Annotated in this window: 16 protein-coding genes and 1 tRNA gene; 11 read left to right on the top strand and 6 right to left on the bottom strand. The window is 69.6% G+C overall.

Going from position 1 to position 15,396, the window contains the following annotated elements:
• Positions 1-94 precede the first annotated feature (94 nt).
• The 5 genes from ACXJ1Y_RS01730 to ACXJ1Y_RS01710 all read left to right on the top strand — a co-directional run bounded on the left by ACXJ1Y_RS01730 (position 95) and on the right by ACXJ1Y_RS01710 (position 3,873).
• Positions 95-1,555 (top strand): PAS domain S-box protein, encoded by a 1,461-nt coding sequence (locus tag ACXJ1Y_RS01730; RefSeq protein WP_463848470.1) that lies wholly within the window; start codon positions 95-97, stop codon positions 1,553-1,555.
• Between the two features lie 183 nt (positions 1,556-1,738).
• Positions 1,739-2,086 (top strand): CsbD family protein, encoded by a 348-nt coding sequence (locus ACXJ1Y_RS01725; protein ID WP_463848469.1) that lies wholly within the window; start codon positions 1,739-1,741, stop codon positions 2,084-2,086.
• Between the two features lie 48 nt (positions 2,087-2,134).
• Positions 2,135-3,055: a PhnA-like protein gene (locus ACXJ1Y_RS01720; RefSeq protein ID WP_463848468.1), complete on the top strand. Its 921-nt coding sequence runs from the start codon at positions 2,135-2,137 to the stop codon at positions 3,053-3,055.
• A gap of 85 nt (positions 3,056-3,140) precedes the next feature.
• A complete protein-coding gene (locus ACXJ1Y_RS01715) occupies positions 3,141-3,341 on the top strand; it encodes a CsbD family protein (protein WP_463848467.1) in 201 nt (66 codons plus the stop codon).
• Between the two features lie 70 nt (positions 3,342-3,411).
• Complete coding sequence (locus tag ACXJ1Y_RS01710) at positions 3,412-3,873, top strand: YidB family protein (protein ID WP_463848466.1); 462 nt, start codon at positions 3,412-3,414, stop codon at positions 3,871-3,873.
• 7 nt (positions 3,874-3,880) lie between these two features.
• Here ACXJ1Y_RS01710 and ACXJ1Y_RS01705 read toward each other — a convergent pair whose 3' ends face one another.
• Positions 3,881-4,075, bottom strand: coding sequence for a hypothetical protein (locus tag ACXJ1Y_RS01705; protein WP_463848465.1), 195 nt, complete (start codon positions 4,073-4,075; stop codon positions 3,881-3,883).
• A 368-nt stretch (positions 4,076-4,443) separates the two neighbouring features.
• Here ACXJ1Y_RS01705 and ACXJ1Y_RS01700 point away from each other — a divergent pair, with 368 nt between their 5' ends.
• Both ACXJ1Y_RS01700 and ACXJ1Y_RS01695 read left to right on the top strand, forming a co-directional pair.
• Positions 4,444-4,923, top strand: a complete 480-nt coding sequence (locus ACXJ1Y_RS01700; protein WP_463848464.1) for a hypothetical protein — start codon at positions 4,444-4,446, stop codon at positions 4,921-4,923.
• Positions 4,924-5,056: 133 nt separating this feature from the next.
• On the top strand, positions 5,057-5,473 hold the full coding sequence (locus ACXJ1Y_RS01695; RefSeq protein ID WP_463848463.1) for a Ros/MucR family transcriptional regulator: 417 nt from the start codon (positions 5,057-5,059) through the stop codon (positions 5,471-5,473).
• A gap of 27 nt (positions 5,474-5,500) precedes the next feature.
• Here the strand turns inward: ACXJ1Y_RS01695 and ACXJ1Y_RS01690 are convergent, their stop codons facing one another.
• Both ACXJ1Y_RS01690 and ACXJ1Y_RS01685 read right to left on the bottom strand, forming a co-directional pair.
• Positions 5,501-6,151 (bottom strand): SOS response-associated peptidase, encoded by a 651-nt coding sequence (locus ACXJ1Y_RS01690; RefSeq protein ID WP_463848462.1) that lies wholly within the window; start codon positions 6,149-6,151, stop codon positions 5,501-5,503.
• A 63-nt stretch (positions 6,152-6,214) separates the two neighbouring features.
• A complete protein-coding gene (locus ACXJ1Y_RS01685; RefSeq protein ID WP_463848461.1) occupies positions 6,215-6,466 on the bottom strand; it encodes a hypothetical protein in 252 nt (83 codons plus the stop codon).
• Positions 6,467-6,601: 135 nt separating this feature from the next.
• On the opposite strand from ACXJ1Y_RS01685, the gene ACXJ1Y_RS01680 reads away from it, so the two are divergent.
• The 4 genes from ACXJ1Y_RS01680 to ACXJ1Y_RS01665 all read left to right on the top strand — a co-directional run bounded on the left by ACXJ1Y_RS01680 (position 6,602) and on the right by ACXJ1Y_RS01665 (position 11,530).
• Positions 6,602-7,675: a YeiH family protein gene (locus tag ACXJ1Y_RS01680; protein WP_463848460.1), complete on the top strand. Its 1,074-nt coding sequence runs from the start codon at positions 6,602-6,604 to the stop codon at positions 7,673-7,675.
• Positions 7,676-7,830: 155 nt separating this feature from the next.
• Positions 7,831-11,070 carry a PAS domain-containing protein gene (locus tag ACXJ1Y_RS01675; RefSeq protein ID WP_463848459.1) on the top strand — a complete coding sequence of 1,080 codons (3,240 nt, stop codon included), beginning with the start codon at positions 7,831-7,833 and terminating at the stop codon, positions 11,068-11,070.
• Positions 11,071-11,092: 22 nt separating this feature from the next.
• Positions 11,093-11,326 carry a hypothetical protein gene (locus ACXJ1Y_RS01670; RefSeq protein ID WP_463848458.1) on the top strand — a complete coding sequence of 78 codons (234 nt, stop codon included), beginning with the start codon at positions 11,093-11,095 and terminating at the stop codon, positions 11,324-11,326.
• A gap of 130 nt (positions 11,327-11,456) precedes the next feature.
• Positions 11,457-11,530 (top strand) — tRNA-Gln (locus tag ACXJ1Y_RS01665).
• Positions 11,531-11,609: 79 nt separating this feature from the next.
• On the opposite strand, the gene ACXJ1Y_RS01660 is transcribed toward ACXJ1Y_RS01665, so the two are convergent.
• The 3 genes from ACXJ1Y_RS01660 to ACXJ1Y_RS01650 all read right to left on the bottom strand — a co-directional run bounded on the left by ACXJ1Y_RS01660 (position 11,610) and on the right by ACXJ1Y_RS01650 (position 15,375).
• Positions 11,610-12,188 carry a glutathione peroxidase gene (locus tag ACXJ1Y_RS01660; RefSeq protein WP_463848457.1) on the bottom strand — a complete coding sequence of 193 codons (579 nt, stop codon included), beginning with the start codon at positions 12,186-12,188 and terminating at the stop codon, positions 11,610-11,612.
• Between the two features lie 89 nt (positions 12,189-12,277).
• Positions 12,278-13,036 (bottom strand): DJ-1/PfpI family protein, encoded by a 759-nt coding sequence (locus ACXJ1Y_RS01655; protein WP_463848456.1) that lies wholly within the window; start codon positions 13,034-13,036, stop codon positions 12,278-12,280.
• Positions 13,037-13,044: 8 nt separating this feature from the next.
• Complete coding sequence (locus ACXJ1Y_RS01650) at positions 13,045-15,375, bottom strand: ATP-binding protein (RefSeq protein WP_463848455.1); 2,331 nt, start codon at positions 15,373-15,375, stop codon at positions 13,045-13,047.
• Between the last annotated feature and the right edge of the window lie 21 nt (positions 15,376-15,396).

Genomic DNA, 15,396 nt, shown 5'->3' with positions numbered 1-15,396 from the left:
AACAAGCACATTTTAATGGAACCGGGTCGTGCGCAACCCGTTTTTGCCCCGCTGCCGAAATGGCAGTCGGAAGCGAAGAAGGGCGTGGCGAACCGTGACGTCGGGCGTCGACAGGCATGAACTTCGGCAGATCATCGCCGGCCTCAGCGAGGGCGTGATCCTGGTCGAGCCAGACCAGACCATCGCCTATGCCAACGAGGCCGCGCTCGCGATGCACGGCGCCGAGAGCCTGGACGAACTCGGCGAGACCATCGACGCCTACCGCGAGAAATTCGCCTTACGGTACCGCAACAAGCGGGCTCCCGAGAGCTACCCGATCGAGCGGGTCGTGGCGGGCGAGCGCTTCCACGACGTGATCGTGGAGGTGACGCGGACGGACAAGCCCGACCTCGATTTCGTGCACTCCCTGCGCAGCCTCGTGGCCACCGACCACGAGGGCAAGCCGAGCTGCCTCGCGCTGATCCTGAAGGATGTCACCGATCAGTTCGAGGCGGAGGACCGGTTCGAGAAGACGTTCGCCGCCAATCCGGCCCCGGCCGTGATCACGCGATTGTCGGATCTGCGTCACGTGAAGGTGAACCACGGTTTCCTGGAGATGACCGGGCATACCCGCGAAGACGTGATCGGACGCAGCGTCTACGAAATCGACGTGCTGGCGGGCGCCCGCAACCGCGACCTCGCAGTCTCCCGGCTGAACGAGGGCGTGACCGTTCCGCAGATGGAGGCGTGCCTCGATCTGCCCGATGGGGGCAACCGCTTCGTCATCGTCGCCGGCCAGCCCATCGAGATGGGCGACGAGCCGTGCATGCTCTTCACCTTCGCCGACCTCGAACTGCGCCGGAAGGCGGAGACGGCGCTCCGCCAGAGCGAGGAGCGCTTCGCCAAGGCGTTCCGCCTCACGCCTGTCCCGACGGTGCTGGCGCGGGCGAACGACCTGCAGGTCACGAGCATCAACGAGGCGTTCAGCCGGGTGTTCGGCTTAGGCGAGGACCGGATGCTCGGCCGCACCCTCGTCGAGACCGGGCTGTGGGTGAACGACACCCAGCGCGTGAACTTTGAGACCGCCCTCGAACGCCAGGGTTACGTCCTCGGCGTCGAGGTATGCCTGCACCACGAGACCGGGCACAATCTCGATTGTCTCGTCTCGGCGGAGCGGGTCGAGATCAACGACACGGCCTTCGTGCTGCTGGTGATGCAGGACATCACCGACCGGAAGCATACGGAGCGGGAGCTGTTCGAGGCCATCGAGACGGTGATGGCCGACACGTCCTGGTTCAGCCGGGGGCTGATCGAAAAGCTCGCCAACCTGCGCCGACCGAGCCGGCCGGATTTCGATCCCTCCGTTCCCGACCTCACGGCCCGCGAGCGGCAGATCCTCAACCTCATCTGCTCGGGCCTGGATGACGGGGCGATCGCCCGCAAGCTCGGCCTGTCCCGCAACACCGTGCGCAATCACGGTGCCGCCCTCTATCGCAAGCTCGGCGTTCACAAGCGCACCGAGGCCGTGGTCTGGGGCCGCGAGAACGGTTTCCCCGTCCACCTCTCCGGTACATGAATTTCAGGATACCGGTATTTTTCTACCATTGAACCGCGGGGCGCAACGATCATCTGCCCCCTGTCCCGGTGGCGGTGCGGGGGACTGCAACGCTGCTTGGTAAAATCACGAGATTGTCTTTGGCCCGGCACCGTGAATGCCGGGCGGCAAAGGCCGAACACCCAACAGAATAAGGAGATCGACATGGTGGATACCGATCGGATCACCGGCGCCGCGAAGGAACTCGGCGGCAAGGTTCAAGGCGCCATCGGCGACGTCACCGGCTCTCACCGCGAGTCCGCCGAGGGCCGCCTGCGCGAGGCCGGCGGCCGGGCCGAGAACCTCTACGGCCAGGCCAAGGACACCGCCCGCGACTTCGCCGACGACGCCTACGAGTACGCCGAGGACGCCTACGAGCGCGGTGGCCATTACCTGCGCCGGGGCTCCCGCGAGGTAAGCCATCAGGTCGCCGAGTACCCCCTCGCCTCGCTGCTGATCGCGGGTGCCGTCGGCTTCGGCCTGGGCCTGCTCGTCAACGCGACCCGCGACTGATCCCCCAAACCCCGATTGCCGACCACACGAACGACCCGGAGTGACAGCGTGACCATTCAGACGAGCGTTTCCCCCCTCGGTACGGAGGCCCACGCAGATACGCGTGCCGTCCTCCTCAACCAAGTGTCCTGGGGGGCCATCTTCGCCGGCGCCGCCATCGCCCTCGTGTCGCAGGCCGTCATCAACCTCGTCGGCGTCGGGGTGGGTCTCGCCAGTGTCGGGGTCAACGCCACCGACAACCCGGCCGCCTCGACCGTCTCGGCCGGCGCCGGGATCTGGTTCGTGGCCTCGGGTATCGTCGCCTCGCTGATCGGCGGCCTCATCGCCGGCCGTCTCTCCGGCAAGCCCCTGCCGGGCACCGCCGCACTGCACGGCCTCGTCTCCTGGGCGGTGACGACGCTGGTCGTCCTCTACCTCCTCACCTCCGCCGCCAGCGGCCTCGTCGGCGGCACCCTGAGCACCGTCTCGGGCGCGCTGGGCGGCGCGGGCAACCTCGTCGGCGGCACCGTCCAGACCGCCGCGCAGGCCGCTGCGCCCTCGCTGTCGAAGATCTCGAACCCGATCGACGGCATCGAGCAGACGGTTCGCCAGCAGGCCGCCGGCCAGGACCCGCAGGCCGCCAAGGACGCCGCCGTGGCGGCCGTGCGCGCCGTGCTGACCGGCGATCCGGCCCAGAAGGAGCAGGCCAAGAACCGCGCCGCCGACGCGCTGGCCAAGGCCCAGGGCATCTCCCCCGATCAGGCCAAAACGCAGATCAACGACTACGAGAAGCAGTACGATCAGGCCGTCGCCACCGCCAAGCAGAAGGCCGAGGCCGCTGCCGTCACGGCGAAGTCGGCCGCCACGCAGGGCGCCTTCTACGCCGCCATCGCCCTGGTCCTCGGCGCGCTGGCCGCGTTCCTCGGCGGCCGCCTCGGCGCCCCGAAGCCCGCGACGCTGCTCTCGACCTACGACGCCCGCCGCGTCTGATCCCCTTCCACCGGCCCCCGCCGCAGGGCGGGGGTCATCCCCGGCCGGAACCTCCGGCCTTCCCCACCAAGCAGGAGCGCACACGATGAGCAGCACCACCGACAAGCTCAAGGGCCTGGCCAACGAGGCCGTCGGCAACGTCAAGCAGGGCGTGGGCAACGTGACCGGCAACGACAAGCTCGTGGCCGAGGGCAAGGCGCAGGAGCTGAAGGGCGAAGCGCAGAAGACCGTCGGCGACGTCAAGGACGGCGCCAAGAACGTCGCGGACAAGATCACCGGCCGCTGAGCGTTCGGACAGGCGGCGGGGCCCACCGGCTCCGCCGCGCCGTCATTCTCCCCGGGCGAAGGAGCATAGGATGAGCAAGGGATATCCCTCGATGACCGCTCTGCTGGGCCTTTTGGCCGTGGCAGGCTTCCAGAACCGCGACAAGATCGCGGAATGGCTCGGCCATCATTCGACCGAGCCGCAGCGTCAGGTTCCGCCCGCGGTGCGCGACTCCCATGCCCCCTCCAACCTGTCGAGCATCCTCGGCGGCGTGGGATCGGCGGGTGTCGGCGGGCTGATCGCCAGCGGCCTCAGCGAACTGGTGGACCATTTCACCAAGAGCGGCCACGGCGAGGCCGCCCATTCCTGGGTCAACCACGGCCCGAATCGCGACATCCCCGAAGCGGAATTGGAGCGCGTCATCGGCCCGGAGACGCTGGACCATCTGACCCGCCAGACCGGCCTGAGCCGCGCCGCGCTGCTCTCCCGGCTCTCGCGGGAATTGCCCACGGCTATCGACCGCTACTCGCCGGACGGCCGCCTGCCGGTCTGACCGGCCGCTACTTCGCCAGGGCGCGCGCGACGGCCAGCACCCGCCGCCGCGCGGCCTCGTCGGGCAGACGGTCCCACAATTTAAGCAACTCGGCACCGGACGGCGGACGCGACGCGCCCCGGTCCCCCGCGAACTCGTCGATCGTGCAGCCAAGCACGTCCGCAATCTTCTGAAGTGTTGTGGTCGGCGGCAACTCGGCCAATGCGCAGCTTTCTCGGTTTGCCACGGCCAAACCTTCCGATAGCGTCACTGGCAGAACTTATACCTGCTTGCCGTCACCGCAAAGTTATTCGTTGTCACTGGTACAATAGTACCGGTTCCGGTTCGGACAAACCGGCGCGGCGTGCGTGCCGCACTGGGCTCATAACTGTCGCATTTCGACGCTAGCGGTTGTGCCCGTCACGGCTGGCCAGACAGCAGGACGGTAGCCCCGGATCGGTTCGCCAATCATCCCCACGGTTTAGGTCCGGGATGATGCCTGGAGCGGAAATTGCACCGATCCCTACCGAAGTGTTAAGGCCAAGCTCAGTAGTTTTCCGCTGCAAGGGGCACACGCGCAAAGCCATGAGAATGACGCTTATCGCCGTCGCCGGTCTTGCCTTGGCGACCGGGGGCTGTTCGCTGCGCTCGCCGACAGGCTCCAGCACCTACAGCTCCCTTCAGCCGGATGTGACCGCCGCCCCGGTCGGTGCACCCGAGGTGGCGCGCGTCGCCGCGATCCCTCCGGATTTCGAAGAGGTCCCCGCCCGGATGCCGGGCGATCCCACGCGCTCGATCTCCGAGGGCGCCGCCGCGCATGTGAACCCCCTCTCCGCGTTGAGCGAATCGGCGCGGGCGCGCGATCACTGGGAGAAGCTGAAGCCCGGCATGGCCAAGGCGAATGTGCCGGCTATCGGTTCCGGGTCCAAGGGCGTCGGGGGGCCGAGCACCCCGGCCGCCGCCTCGGCCGCAGCGCCCGCCTCAGGCGCGAACTACGACCGCGAGGCCGCCATGCAAAACCTGATCAAGGGAGGCAAGTCAGCGGGCTCGCCGATCTGCAACGGCTGCTGAACGGGAAACACTGGCAAGTGGAGTTGCCTTTTATGCGATGTCCCCATGCACAATAAATCCAACTTGAGTTGTGCGGCGCTCTGACACATCATGTAAGGGGAACGCCGAACATCAACAAACGACCGAGGACGCGATGGAGCAGGGCTCCGCTTACATTGATATGGCCAGCGACGTCGTCGTCGCATACGTCGCACACAACCATGTCGCCATCGCCGACTTGCCGGCCCTGATCGACAAGGTTCACGCAGCCCTCGTGGCCTTGGCCGAGGGCCGCGCCTCCTCGGTGGAGGAGCCCGCGCCCACGATCACCGCGGCGCAGATCCGCAAGTCGGTGCAGCATGACCGGCTCATCAGCTTCATCGACGGCCGGTCGTACAAGACCCTCAAGCGCCATCTCACGGCGAACGGTCTGACCCCGGAAACCTACCGCGAGCGATTCGGCCTCCCGGCCGATTATCCGATGGTGGCTGCGGCCTATAGCGAGCGGCGTTCGAGCCTCGCCAAGGCGAACGGGCTCGGCTCGCCGAGCGCCACGCGCCTGGCGTCCTGACGCGGACGCGACCCCTGATCTCGCAGATCAGGGGTCCTTGCGCGCACCCCTCGCCACCTCGACCATCTCGTCGTCGGGCAGCGGACGCTGAAGCGTCATCGCCTCGGCGGTCGGCGCTTCGAGCCAGGCCGCCCATTCCTCCGGCTTCGTCAGCAGGACCGGCATCGCCTTCGGATGCACCGGGCCGACGACGCCGTTCGCCTCGGTGGTGAGGAAGGAGAAGAGCCGGTGCTCCTCCTCCACCCGGTCGGGGTTCTCGGCCTTTGTGCCGCGCACCCCCGTCCAGGGGCGCCAGATGCCGGCGAAGGCGAAGGGCGGGCGTTCCTCGTTGAGAGCGAACCAGACGGGCGTCTTGCGCGGCTTGGTGTCGGCGTATTCCGAGAAGGCGGTCACGGGCACGAGGCAACGATAGGCCGGCTTCAGCCAGGGCCGCCAATGCGGCGAGGCCACGTTGCGCACGTTCGTGACGGGCCGTTCACCGAATGCCTTCGGGCCGGGAATGCCCCACCGCATCATCGTGAGGGTGCGGCCCCCCTCCCCCGCCACGACGACCGGCGCCATCTGGTCGGGGAAGATCGCGGGCAGTTCCGGCATGTTGCCGGTCTCATCGCGCTCGGCGCCGAAATACGCGCGCAGGGCTGCGGGACCCTGCCGCCCGAGACTATAGAGATTGCACATGGCTCACCGCTGGCTCGCGACAGCCTTACGGCATCGCGCGCGGCGTTGACCGGAAAAGCGCGCTTAGTGGATCGAGACCAGCTGCGTCGCGTAGGCCACGACGGTCTGCGACACCGGCAGGTCGTAGGCGTAGACGCGACCCGCGAGGATCGCGAGGGCGAGGCTCCAGAACACCGCCCCGCCGATCCGCCGCGCGGTCCGGTCGCCGGCATTGCTCGTGCATGCGGACGCGACGCCCTCGGTGACGGGCTCACCGAACGGGTCGAAGGCGGTCTCGGCCTGAGAGGAAGTCGCCATGGCGGACGTGTTGCGCATGTTGGGAAATGTCGCGCTCGGACCCCTTTCGTGCAATGGAGGCGTATTCCGAACTTGCGGCGCTTGAGAGAGTGTCCTTCTCTCCAGCGGGCGCCCGACGAACATTTTCTTTTCCGGGGGCTGGGAAGGCAGATCGTGAGTTCGCAAGCATCCTCACAGGCGCCCGCGCGGGGCGAGGCCGTCCGGTCCCCCTCGATCCTTCCCGGCATCGGGGTATGCCTCGCCATCACCCTCATCGCCGTGTCGGGGCAGACGATCGAGGAAAGGATCTTCTCCCATCCCTACGTCGAGGCCCTGGTCCTCGCGATCCTCCTCGGCATCGCCGTGCGCACGGTCTGGACGCCCGGCGCGCGCTTCCGCACCGGCATCGCCTTCTCGGCCAAGCAATTGCTGGAAGTGGCCGTCACCCTGCTCGGCGCCTCGCTGAGCCTCGGGGCGATCCTCGCCTCCGGCCCGGCGCTGATCGCCGGCATCGTCGGCACCGTCGCCATCGGCATCACCGCCAGCTACGGCATCTGCCGGCTCCTCGGCCTGCCCGCGCGGATGGCGATCCTCGTCGCCTGCGGCAACGCCATCTGCGGCAACTCGGCCATCGCCGCCGTGGCCCCGGTGATCGGCGCCGAGCCGAAGGACATCGCCGCCTCCATCGCCTTCACCGCCGTGCTCGGCGTGCTGATGGTTCTCGGCCTGCCGCTCTTCGTGCCGCTCGCCGGCATGAGCGACAACCAGTACGGCGTGCTCGCCGGCCTCACCGTCTACGCGGTGCCGCAGGTGCTGGCCGCCACCGTGCCGGTGAGCCTGCTCGCCACCCAGGTCGGCACCCTGGTGAAGCTGGTGCGCGTGCTGATGCTCGGCCCGGTGGTCGTCGCCTTCTCGCTCATCGCCCCGCGCCTGCCCGCCGAGGATGGCGGCGCGCTGCCGCGCAAGGGCGGGCGGCTCGGCTTCACCAAGCTGGTGCCGTGGTTCATCCTCGGCTTCCTCGTCCTCGCCTCCCTGCGCTCCCTCGGTCTCATCCCGGATGCGGCGGTGAAGCCGCTGACCCAGTTCGCGGGCTTCCTCACCGTGCTCTCGATGGCTGCCCTCGGGCTCGGCGTGGATGTCCGCGTCCTCGCCCGCGTCGGCGGCCGGGTGACGCTGGCGGTGACGGGCTCCCTCGTGGTTCTGGTCGCGATCAGCCTTGCGCTGATCCGCTTCCTCGGTATCTCCTGAGGCGCGAAGCCGCTGGTCGCATTCGCGGCCTGCGTGTGAGGCTTTCGCGCCCTTGCGCGCGGCTCCGGCCTTGGTCATAGGCCCCCCTATGCGGCTCACGATACCAGGATCCGTCTATCCGCCGGTGTGGATGCCGTCCGCGCGGGACGAATCCGTTGTCTGATCCCCTCGCCTTCCTCGCCGGGGGCGGCGAGGCCACGCGGTTGATCCGCGAGCGGGATTGGACCGGCCACCCCCTCGGGGCCCCTGAAACCTGGCCGCCGGAACTGCGCACGGCGCTCAGCCTCGTGCTCAATTCGCCCGAGAGCATGATCCTCGCCTGGGGGCGGGACCTCATCTTCTTCTTCAACGAGACCTATTTCCCGCTGCTCGGGCCGCGCCTGCCCTGGGCGATGGGCGAGCGGTTCGACAAGGTCTGGGCGGACGGCTGGGATCAGGCGAAGCCGATCATCGACGACGCCTTCGCCGGACGCTCCACGCGCTTCAACGACCTGCCCTGGACCCTCGACACGGATCGCGGCGACGCGATGACGTGGTGGAGCTTCTCGTACTCGCGCATCCTCGACGCGGACGGGCAGATCGCCGGCCTGTTCATCCTCACCAACGAGACCACGGAGCGCGTGAAGGCGGAGCGCCGCCAGCGCGACTTCGAGGATGCCCTGCGCGCCGAGCGCGACCGGGCGCACGACGTGCTCGACAACATGGGCGAGGCCTTCGCCCTCCTCGGCCGCGACATGACGATCGCGGATATCAACGCCGAGGGCCTGCGCATGGACGGGCGCGGCCCCGACGAGATCGTCGGGCGACCCTACCGCGAGGCCTATCCGGACGCCGACCCCGTCCTCGAAGCGGCCTACCGCAAGGCGCTCAGCGACGGGAAGCCGTTCACGATGGAGCACGCCGCCCCGGCCGGGGACGGGCGCATCACCTGGATCGACATCCGCGCCTATCCGGTGGGCGACGGGCTCGCCCTGTTCTACCGCGACATCACCGCCCGCGTGGCGCAGCAGGAGCGTCTACGGGCGAGCGAGGCCCTGGCGCGGGAGAATGCCGACCGTATCCAGATCGCCCTCTCGGCGGGGGCGATCATCGGGACGTGGTTCTGGGACCTGAGCGCCGACCGCTTCACCGTGGACGAGGGCTTCGCCCGCAGCTTCGGGCTCGACCCGGCCTTGGGCCGCACCGGCCTGAGCCTCGCGCAGGTGATCGACACCGTTCATCCCGACGACAAGCCGGCCCTCGCCGAAGCCATCGAGGAGGCCATCGCGCGGGGCGGCAGCTACGCGCACCAGTATCGCGTCCGCCGCGCCGACGGGAACTACTACTGGCTGGAGGCCAACGGCCGGGTCGATTGCGCGCCGGACGGCAAGCCCCTCGCCTTCCCCGGCGTCCTGATCGACCTCGATGAGCGCCGCACCCTCGTGCAGGAGCGCGACCGGGTGCGCGCGGCCCTGCGCGAGCAGGCCTTCGAGTTCGAGGTCCTGGCCGACAACATCCCGATCCTGTGCTGGATGAGCCGGGCGGACGGGCACGTCCATTGGTGTAGCCGCCGCTGGTACGACTACACAGGCGCGGAGCCGGGCTCCCTCCTCGGGTGGGGCTGGACCATCGCGCACGACCCGGCGATCCTGCCGGAGGTGCTGAGCCGCTGGAACCGCTCCCTCGCGACGGGGGAGCCGTTCGAGATGACCTTTCCCCTGCGCGGCCGGGACGGGACGTTCCGCCCCTTCCTCACGCGGATGGTGCCGATCCGTAACGCGGACGGCTCCATCGAGCGGTGGTTCGCCACGAACACCGACGTCGCGGAACTGCGCGCGGCCGAGCAGGCGCTGCGCGACCTCAACGCGACGCTGGAACAGCAGGTCGCGGAGCGCACCGCCGAGCGTGACCAGATCTGGAAGGCCTCGACCGACCTGCTCTGCGTCGCCAATTTCGAGGGCTACATCGTCAGCCTCAACCCCGCCTGGGCGGCGACGCTGGGCTGGTCCGCCGAGGAACTGACCGCCCGCCCCTTCCTCGATTTCGTCCACCCGGACGACAAGGAGACGACGCGCAACGCCGCACGGGGCCTCGCGCGCGGCGCGGCGCAGCTCGCCTTCGAAAACCGCTACAGCCACCGCGACGGCAGCTACCGCTGGCTCTCGTGGAACGCCGTCTCCAAGGACGGGAAGATCTATTCCACGGTGCGCGACGTCACCGTGATGAAGGAGCAGGCCGAGGCCCTGGCCAATGCCGAGGACGCCCTTCGGCAGGCGCAGAAGATGGAGGCGGTCGGCCAATTGACCGGCGGCGTCGCCCACGACTTCAACAACCTGCTGACCATCATCCGCTCGTCGGTCGACTTCCTCCGCCGGCCGAACCTGCCGGAGGAGCGGCGCGTCCGCTATATGGACGCGATGTCCGAGACGGTGGACCGGGCCGCCAAGCTCACCGGGCAGCTCCTCGCCTTCGCCCGGCGGCAGGCGCTGAAGCCCGAGGTGTTCGATGTCGGCGCGCGCCTCGACGAGGTCGCGGACATGCTCAATTCCGTCACGGGCGCCCGCATCCAAGTACGCACCGAGCAGCCCGACTCGCGCTGCTACGTCCGCGCCGATGCGAGCCAGTTCGAGACGGCCCTCGTCAACATGGCCGTGAACGCCCGAGACGCCATGCGCGGCGAGGGCGAGATGGTGATCCGCATCGGGCGCGGCCAATACCTGCCGGCGATCCGCGGCCATGCCGGGGCGCCCGGCCCCTTCGTCGCCGTCTCCGTGGTGGATGAGGGCTGCGGCATCCCGCAGGAGCATCTCTCCCGCATCTTCGAGCCGTTCTTCACCACGAAGGAGGTCGGCCGGGGGACGGGGCTGGGCCTGAGCCAGGTGATCGGCTTCGCCAAGCAATCGGGCGGCGACGTGGACGTGACGAGCGCGCTCGGCCAGGGCACGGTCTTCACCCTCTACCTGCCGGAGGCGGAGGCGTCCGCGCACCCGCAACCGGAGGGGGTCGCAGACACTCCGGAGCCGGAGGATCGCAGCCTCTGCGTCTTGGTGGTGGAGGACAACCTCGAGGTCGGGCGCTTCTGCACCCAGATCCTGGAGGATTTCGGCCACTCCACCGTCTGGGCGCACAACGCCGAGGAGGCACTGGAGGAGATCGAGCGGGTGCCGTTCCGGTTCGAGGCGGTGTTCTCCGACGTGGTGATGCCGGGCATGGGCGGGATCGAACTCGCCAAGCGCCTGCGGGCGAGCCACCCGGACCTGCCGGTGATCCTCACCTCCGGCTACAGCGACGTGCTGGCCCGCGAGGACGATCACGGGTTCGATCTGGTGCGCAAACCCTATTCCGCCGAGCAGGTGGCGGGGGCCTTCCGCAAGGTGGCGCTGAGCGGGCGCCTGCGCCGACGCGGACCGGGATAGGACGAGGGCGGGAGGCACAAGGATGGAACGGCCCGATCCGGACGAGCCCCGCCTGCCCGACAGCCTGACGCGGCACCTCAAGGGACAGGAGGGCGCGATCTGGCCGACGCCGGAGGATCGCCACCGGCACCGGACGGGCGCGCACCGGCCGCGTCTCCCGACCAGGGTGTTCAAGGGCGTCTGGCTGTGGGCGGCCGCCTACAACCTCATCGGCGCGGCGATCCTGGCACTCCTGTGGGCCAGCATGGGCCGATAGCAGAAAGGCTAGCCGGGCCAGTTGACCCGTCCGGCCTTTCCCCCTATCTGACGGCATCCCGACGGCAACGCCCGGGCACCTCTCTCGTTCGCTCATGGGAACGGGAGACTGAGCCGCCACAATGGCTCATTGGGGGATAGTTTAACGGTAGAACGGTGGACTCTGACTCCTCTAGTCCTGGTTCGAATCCAGGTCCCCCAGCCACCTCTTTTCTGAAAATCTGACGTCGAAGAAGCCTCAACCGCAGTCATGCTGCGGGCGGAGGCTTTCGTCGTGTCCGCGATCAGGCCGCCGGCAATTGGCTGGCGATGGCCGTGATGATGCGCGGGTCGGTCGGGTCGATCGTGTGCGGGAACGCGGCGAGCAGCGTGCCGTCGCGGGCGACGAGATACTTGTGGAAGTTCCAGCCGGGCGAGGAGCCGGGCTTCTCGGTCGCCGCCCAGCGGTAGAACGGATGGGCCGCCGGGCCCTTCACATGCACCTTCGCGACGACGGGGAAGGTCACGCCGTGGTTCTTGCGGGCGGCCTCCGCGATGGCGAGCCCGTCGAGGGGTTCCTGATTGCCGAAATCCGGAGAGGGCACGGCGATGACCATCAGCCCGCGCGCGCCGAACCGGGTCCAGAGGCCCTGCAGGCCCACGAACTGGCCGGCATAGCCGCAGGCGGTGGCGGTGTTGACCACGAGGATCGGCTTGTCGGCGTAATCCGAGAGGGGAAGCACGCCGCCCTCCGGCTTCTCGAAGGAGAAGGCCCCGGCGCGCGTCTCGCCGGCCTGGGCGCGGCCGAGGCCCCCCGCCATCGCGGCGCCGACGAGCATGAGCGCCTGACGGCGCTGGACCGTTCCGAGGGGGGACGAGGGCATGGCAGGACTCCCGGTCGTGTGGGGCGCAATGCGGATCGGGAGGGAATGTAAACGATCCGTCGCGTCTGGCCAGAACCCGCGACGGCGCGTCACCGGGCCTTGGCCGCCGCGAGGGAGCCGGCGACGAGGTCGCGCAGGATCGCCTTGGCCTCTTCCGTGATCGCCGGGCCCGCCGATGCCGGGCTTCCGGCCGTGAAGGGCGGCTGCGGCCCATACTCGGCCACGAGCTGTGCCGTGCGGGCGTAGTCGTCGCCCCGCAACCGGGCCGACAGCGCCAGGGCGAAATCGAGCCCGGCCGAGATGCCCGCCGCCGTCACGCGGTTGCGGTCGAACACGACTCGCTCGGCCACCGGGGTGGCGCCGAGCAGCGGGAGCACCCGGTCCCGGACGGACCAATGGCTGGTGGCCCGGTAGCCGCGGAGCAGCCCCGCCGCGCCGAGGATCAGCGAGCCGGTGCAGACGCTCGTCACCCATGCGGCGCGGGCGGCGCGGTCGCGCAGGAAGGCGAGGGTCGCGGCGTCGCGCATCTGCGCGGGCGTGCCGTCGCCGCCGGGCACGAACAGCACGTCGAGGTCCCTCGGACAGCCGTCGAAATCCGTATCGGCCACCAGGGCGAGCCCGGTGTCGCTGGCCACCGGCCCCTTCGCCCGCGCGACGAGGCTCAGGCTCCCCGGGGCAAGCCCGGCCAGAAGCTCCTGCGGCCCGACGACATCGAGGGCCGTCATGCCGGGATAGAGCAGCATGGCGATGCGGATGGGCCGCGCCTGCGCCCTCACCGGCTGCGCCGCGAGGAGGCTCGCGGCAAGAGCCGCCGCGCCGATGTCGCGCCGGCTGGGGACTCGATCCATGGCACCCTCTACGCCGCCGCCCGGCTCTCCGCCGCCTGCCGGTCGAGGAGGAGGATGGTGGCTCCGAGCAGGGAATCCAGGGCGTCACAATCGCCCTGCGTGGCGGTGGAGGCGCCGTCCCGCGCCGCGCTTTCGATGGGCTTCAAGCGCCCGACGAGGACGAGCGCGCCGATATTGGCGCTCATGGATTTCAGGCTGTGCGCCGCCTTCGCGATGGCCGGCTGATCCGTCGCCGCGATGGCCTCCCGCAGGGCCGACAGGGCGACGGGCGCCTGCGCCCGGTAGAGGTCCACGACGCGGGCGAGGAAGGCACCGTCCCCGAGGCTCAACAGGCCCTCGATGACCTCGGCATCGAGGAGGGCGTCCGGGTCCGCCTGCGGGGCGGGCGCGGCGATGGCGACGGACGGCGCTTCGCCCGTGACATGCTGTTGGAGCAGGTGCGCAAGCTGCGCCAAGGTGAAGGGCTTGGGCAGGATCCCGTCCATGTCGGCATCCCGCGCCGCCTCGGCGGCATCAGCCAGCACATGGGCGGTGAGCGCGATGATCGGCATGCGACGGGCACCCGTCCGCGCCTCGTGCCGGCGGATGGTCTTGGAGGCCGTGAAGCCGTCCATCACCGGCATGCTGCCGTCCATCAGGATGATGTCGAACGGGCTCGCCGCCGCCGCCTCGCTCGCCGCGAGCCCGTCCTCCACGGTCACAACGGCGGTGACTCCGCAGCGGGACAGGGCTTCCACCGCGACCTCGCGGTTCACCGCGCTGTCGTCGGCCACGAGCACGCGGGCATGAGGGAAGCGCGGCAGGGCCGTGGCCGGCTGGCTCGCGGCCATGGGGACGGGCTCCACCGCCTCGATGGGCCAGCGCGCGAAGAAGGTCGAGCCCACGCCGACCTCGCTCTCGACACCGACGCTGCCGCCCATCGCCTCCACGATGCGCTGCGCGATGGACAGGCCGAGCCCCGTGCCGCCGAAGCGCCGGGTGGTGGATTGATCGGCCTGGGAGAAGGCCGAAAAGATCGCGCCGCGCTTGTCCTGCGGGATGCCGATGCCGGTGTCCGTGACGGAGAGGACGAGGAAGCCGTCGGCCGGGTTGATCGCCATGCGCAGGGACACTTCGCCCGCCGCCGTGAACTTCAGGGCGTTCGAGACGAAGTTGCTCGCCACCTGCCCGAGGCGCACCGGATCGCCGAGGAAGGCTGGCGGCACCTCCGGCGCGATCTGCGCCGTCAGGCCGAGACCGGCCGAACGGGCGCGCTCGGCGAACAGCGTGACGACCGTGTCCGCCACCTCGGCCGGGCTCACCGGCACGCTTTCGAGATCGAGCTTGCCGGCTTCGACCTTCGCGAAATCGAGGATGTCGTTGATGATCGCCAGAAGCGACTTGCCCGAGCGGGCGATGACGTCGGCGTAGCGGCGCTGGCGCGGCGGCAGATCGGAACCCGCCAGCAGTTCCGCCATCACGAGGACGCCGTTCATCGGCGTGCGGATCTCGTGGCTCATCGTGGCCAGGAAGGTGGATTTCGCGGCGTTGGCGGTCTCGGCCGCGTGCTTGGCCTCGCTGAGGTCGGCGGTGCGGGCCTCGACCTCCCGTTCGAGGTGGGCGCTGTGGGCGGCGAGCCGGTCGTCGCGCTCGTTCACGGCCGAGAGCAGGTCGTTGAAGGTCCGTGCCAGCCGGCCGACCTCGTCGTCGCCCGTCACGGGGGCGCGGCGGGTGTAATCGTGGCGCAGGCGAACCGCATCCATGGTCCCGGCCAGCAGCGCCAGGGGTCGCATGACGTTGCGCTGCAATTGCAGGGACACGCCGATGCCGATGGCGACGGCGAGCAGCGCCGCCAGGGCGGCATTCAGGGCGGCCTCCGCCACCCGGTCGGTGAGGAACTTGGTCTTGCGGATGAGCACCACGCGGCCGATCTCGGCGCCGTTCTCCCTGATCGCCGCCTCGCCGCGCAGATTGTAGGTGCCGACGATGCTCCACATCGAGGCCGGCTTGCCGTCGAGGGCGGCGTCGCTGTCCAGGCGTAGCGCGAGGCCCTGCTCGCCGAGGACCGTGCCGTCCGAGGCGATGACGGCGCCGTAGACGACCTGCTCGACCTTGCCGATCGCCCGGAGCGTGGCGTTCAGGGCATTCCGGTCGCCGACGGCGGCGGCCTGCGCGCTGCCATGGGCGAAGACCTGCGCGATCGTGTCGAGATGCGCCCGCTGCTCTTCGGTGTAGCGGTCGATCTCCCGCCAGACCGACAGGGTCGCGGCGAGGATCAGGGCCGCCGTCACCGCGCCCGTGACGACCAGGGCGATCCGGCCCGCCACGGAGCGGCCCGGCCTCAACCATGCGTGCTTCACGACGCGCTCCCGTTCGTCGGC

It is taken from the genome of Methylobacterium sp. TK26 (assembly GCF_055361565.1).
Note: the sequence above shows the minus strand (reverse complement) of the source record. Positions and strands in the feature narration are given on the sequence as shown.

Coding starts and splice junctions, on each gene's coding strand:
- ACXJ1Y_RS01660 (WP_463848457.1), bottom strand. CDS start 12,188: ATGCCCTCGTCCCCCCTCGGAACGGTCCAGCGCCGTCAGGCGCTCATG.
- ACXJ1Y_RS01690 (WP_463848462.1), bottom strand. CDS start 6,151: ATGTGCAATCTCTATAGTCTCGGGCGGCAGGGTCCCGCAGCCCTGCGC.
- ACXJ1Y_RS01715 (WP_463848467.1), top strand. CDS start 3,141: ATGAGCAGCACCACCGACAAGCTCAAGGGCCTGGCCAACGAGGCCGTC.
- ACXJ1Y_RS01695 (WP_463848463.1), top strand. CDS start 5,057: ATGGAGCAGGGCTCCGCTTACATTGATATGGCCAGCGACGTCGTCGTC.
- ACXJ1Y_RS01725 (WP_463848469.1), top strand. CDS start 1,739: ATGGTGGATACCGATCGGATCACCGGCGCCGCGAAGGAACTCGGCGGC.
- ACXJ1Y_RS01685 (WP_463848461.1), bottom strand. CDS start 6,466: ATGCGCAACACGTCCGCCATGGCGACTTCCTCTCAGGCCGAGACCGCC.
- ACXJ1Y_RS01670 (WP_463848458.1), top strand. CDS start 11,093: ATGGAACGGCCCGATCCGGACGAGCCCCGCCTGCCCGACAGCCTGACG.
- ACXJ1Y_RS01710 (WP_463848466.1), top strand. CDS start 3,412: ATGAGCAAGGGATATCCCTCGATGACCGCTCTGCTGGGCCTTTTGGCC.
- ACXJ1Y_RS01700 (WP_463848464.1), top strand. CDS start 4,444: ATGACGCTTATCGCCGTCGCCGGTCTTGCCTTGGCGACCGGGGGCTGT.
- ACXJ1Y_RS01655 (WP_463848456.1), bottom strand. CDS start 13,036: ATGGATCGAGTCCCCAGCCGGCGCGACATCGGCGCGGCGGCTCTTGCC.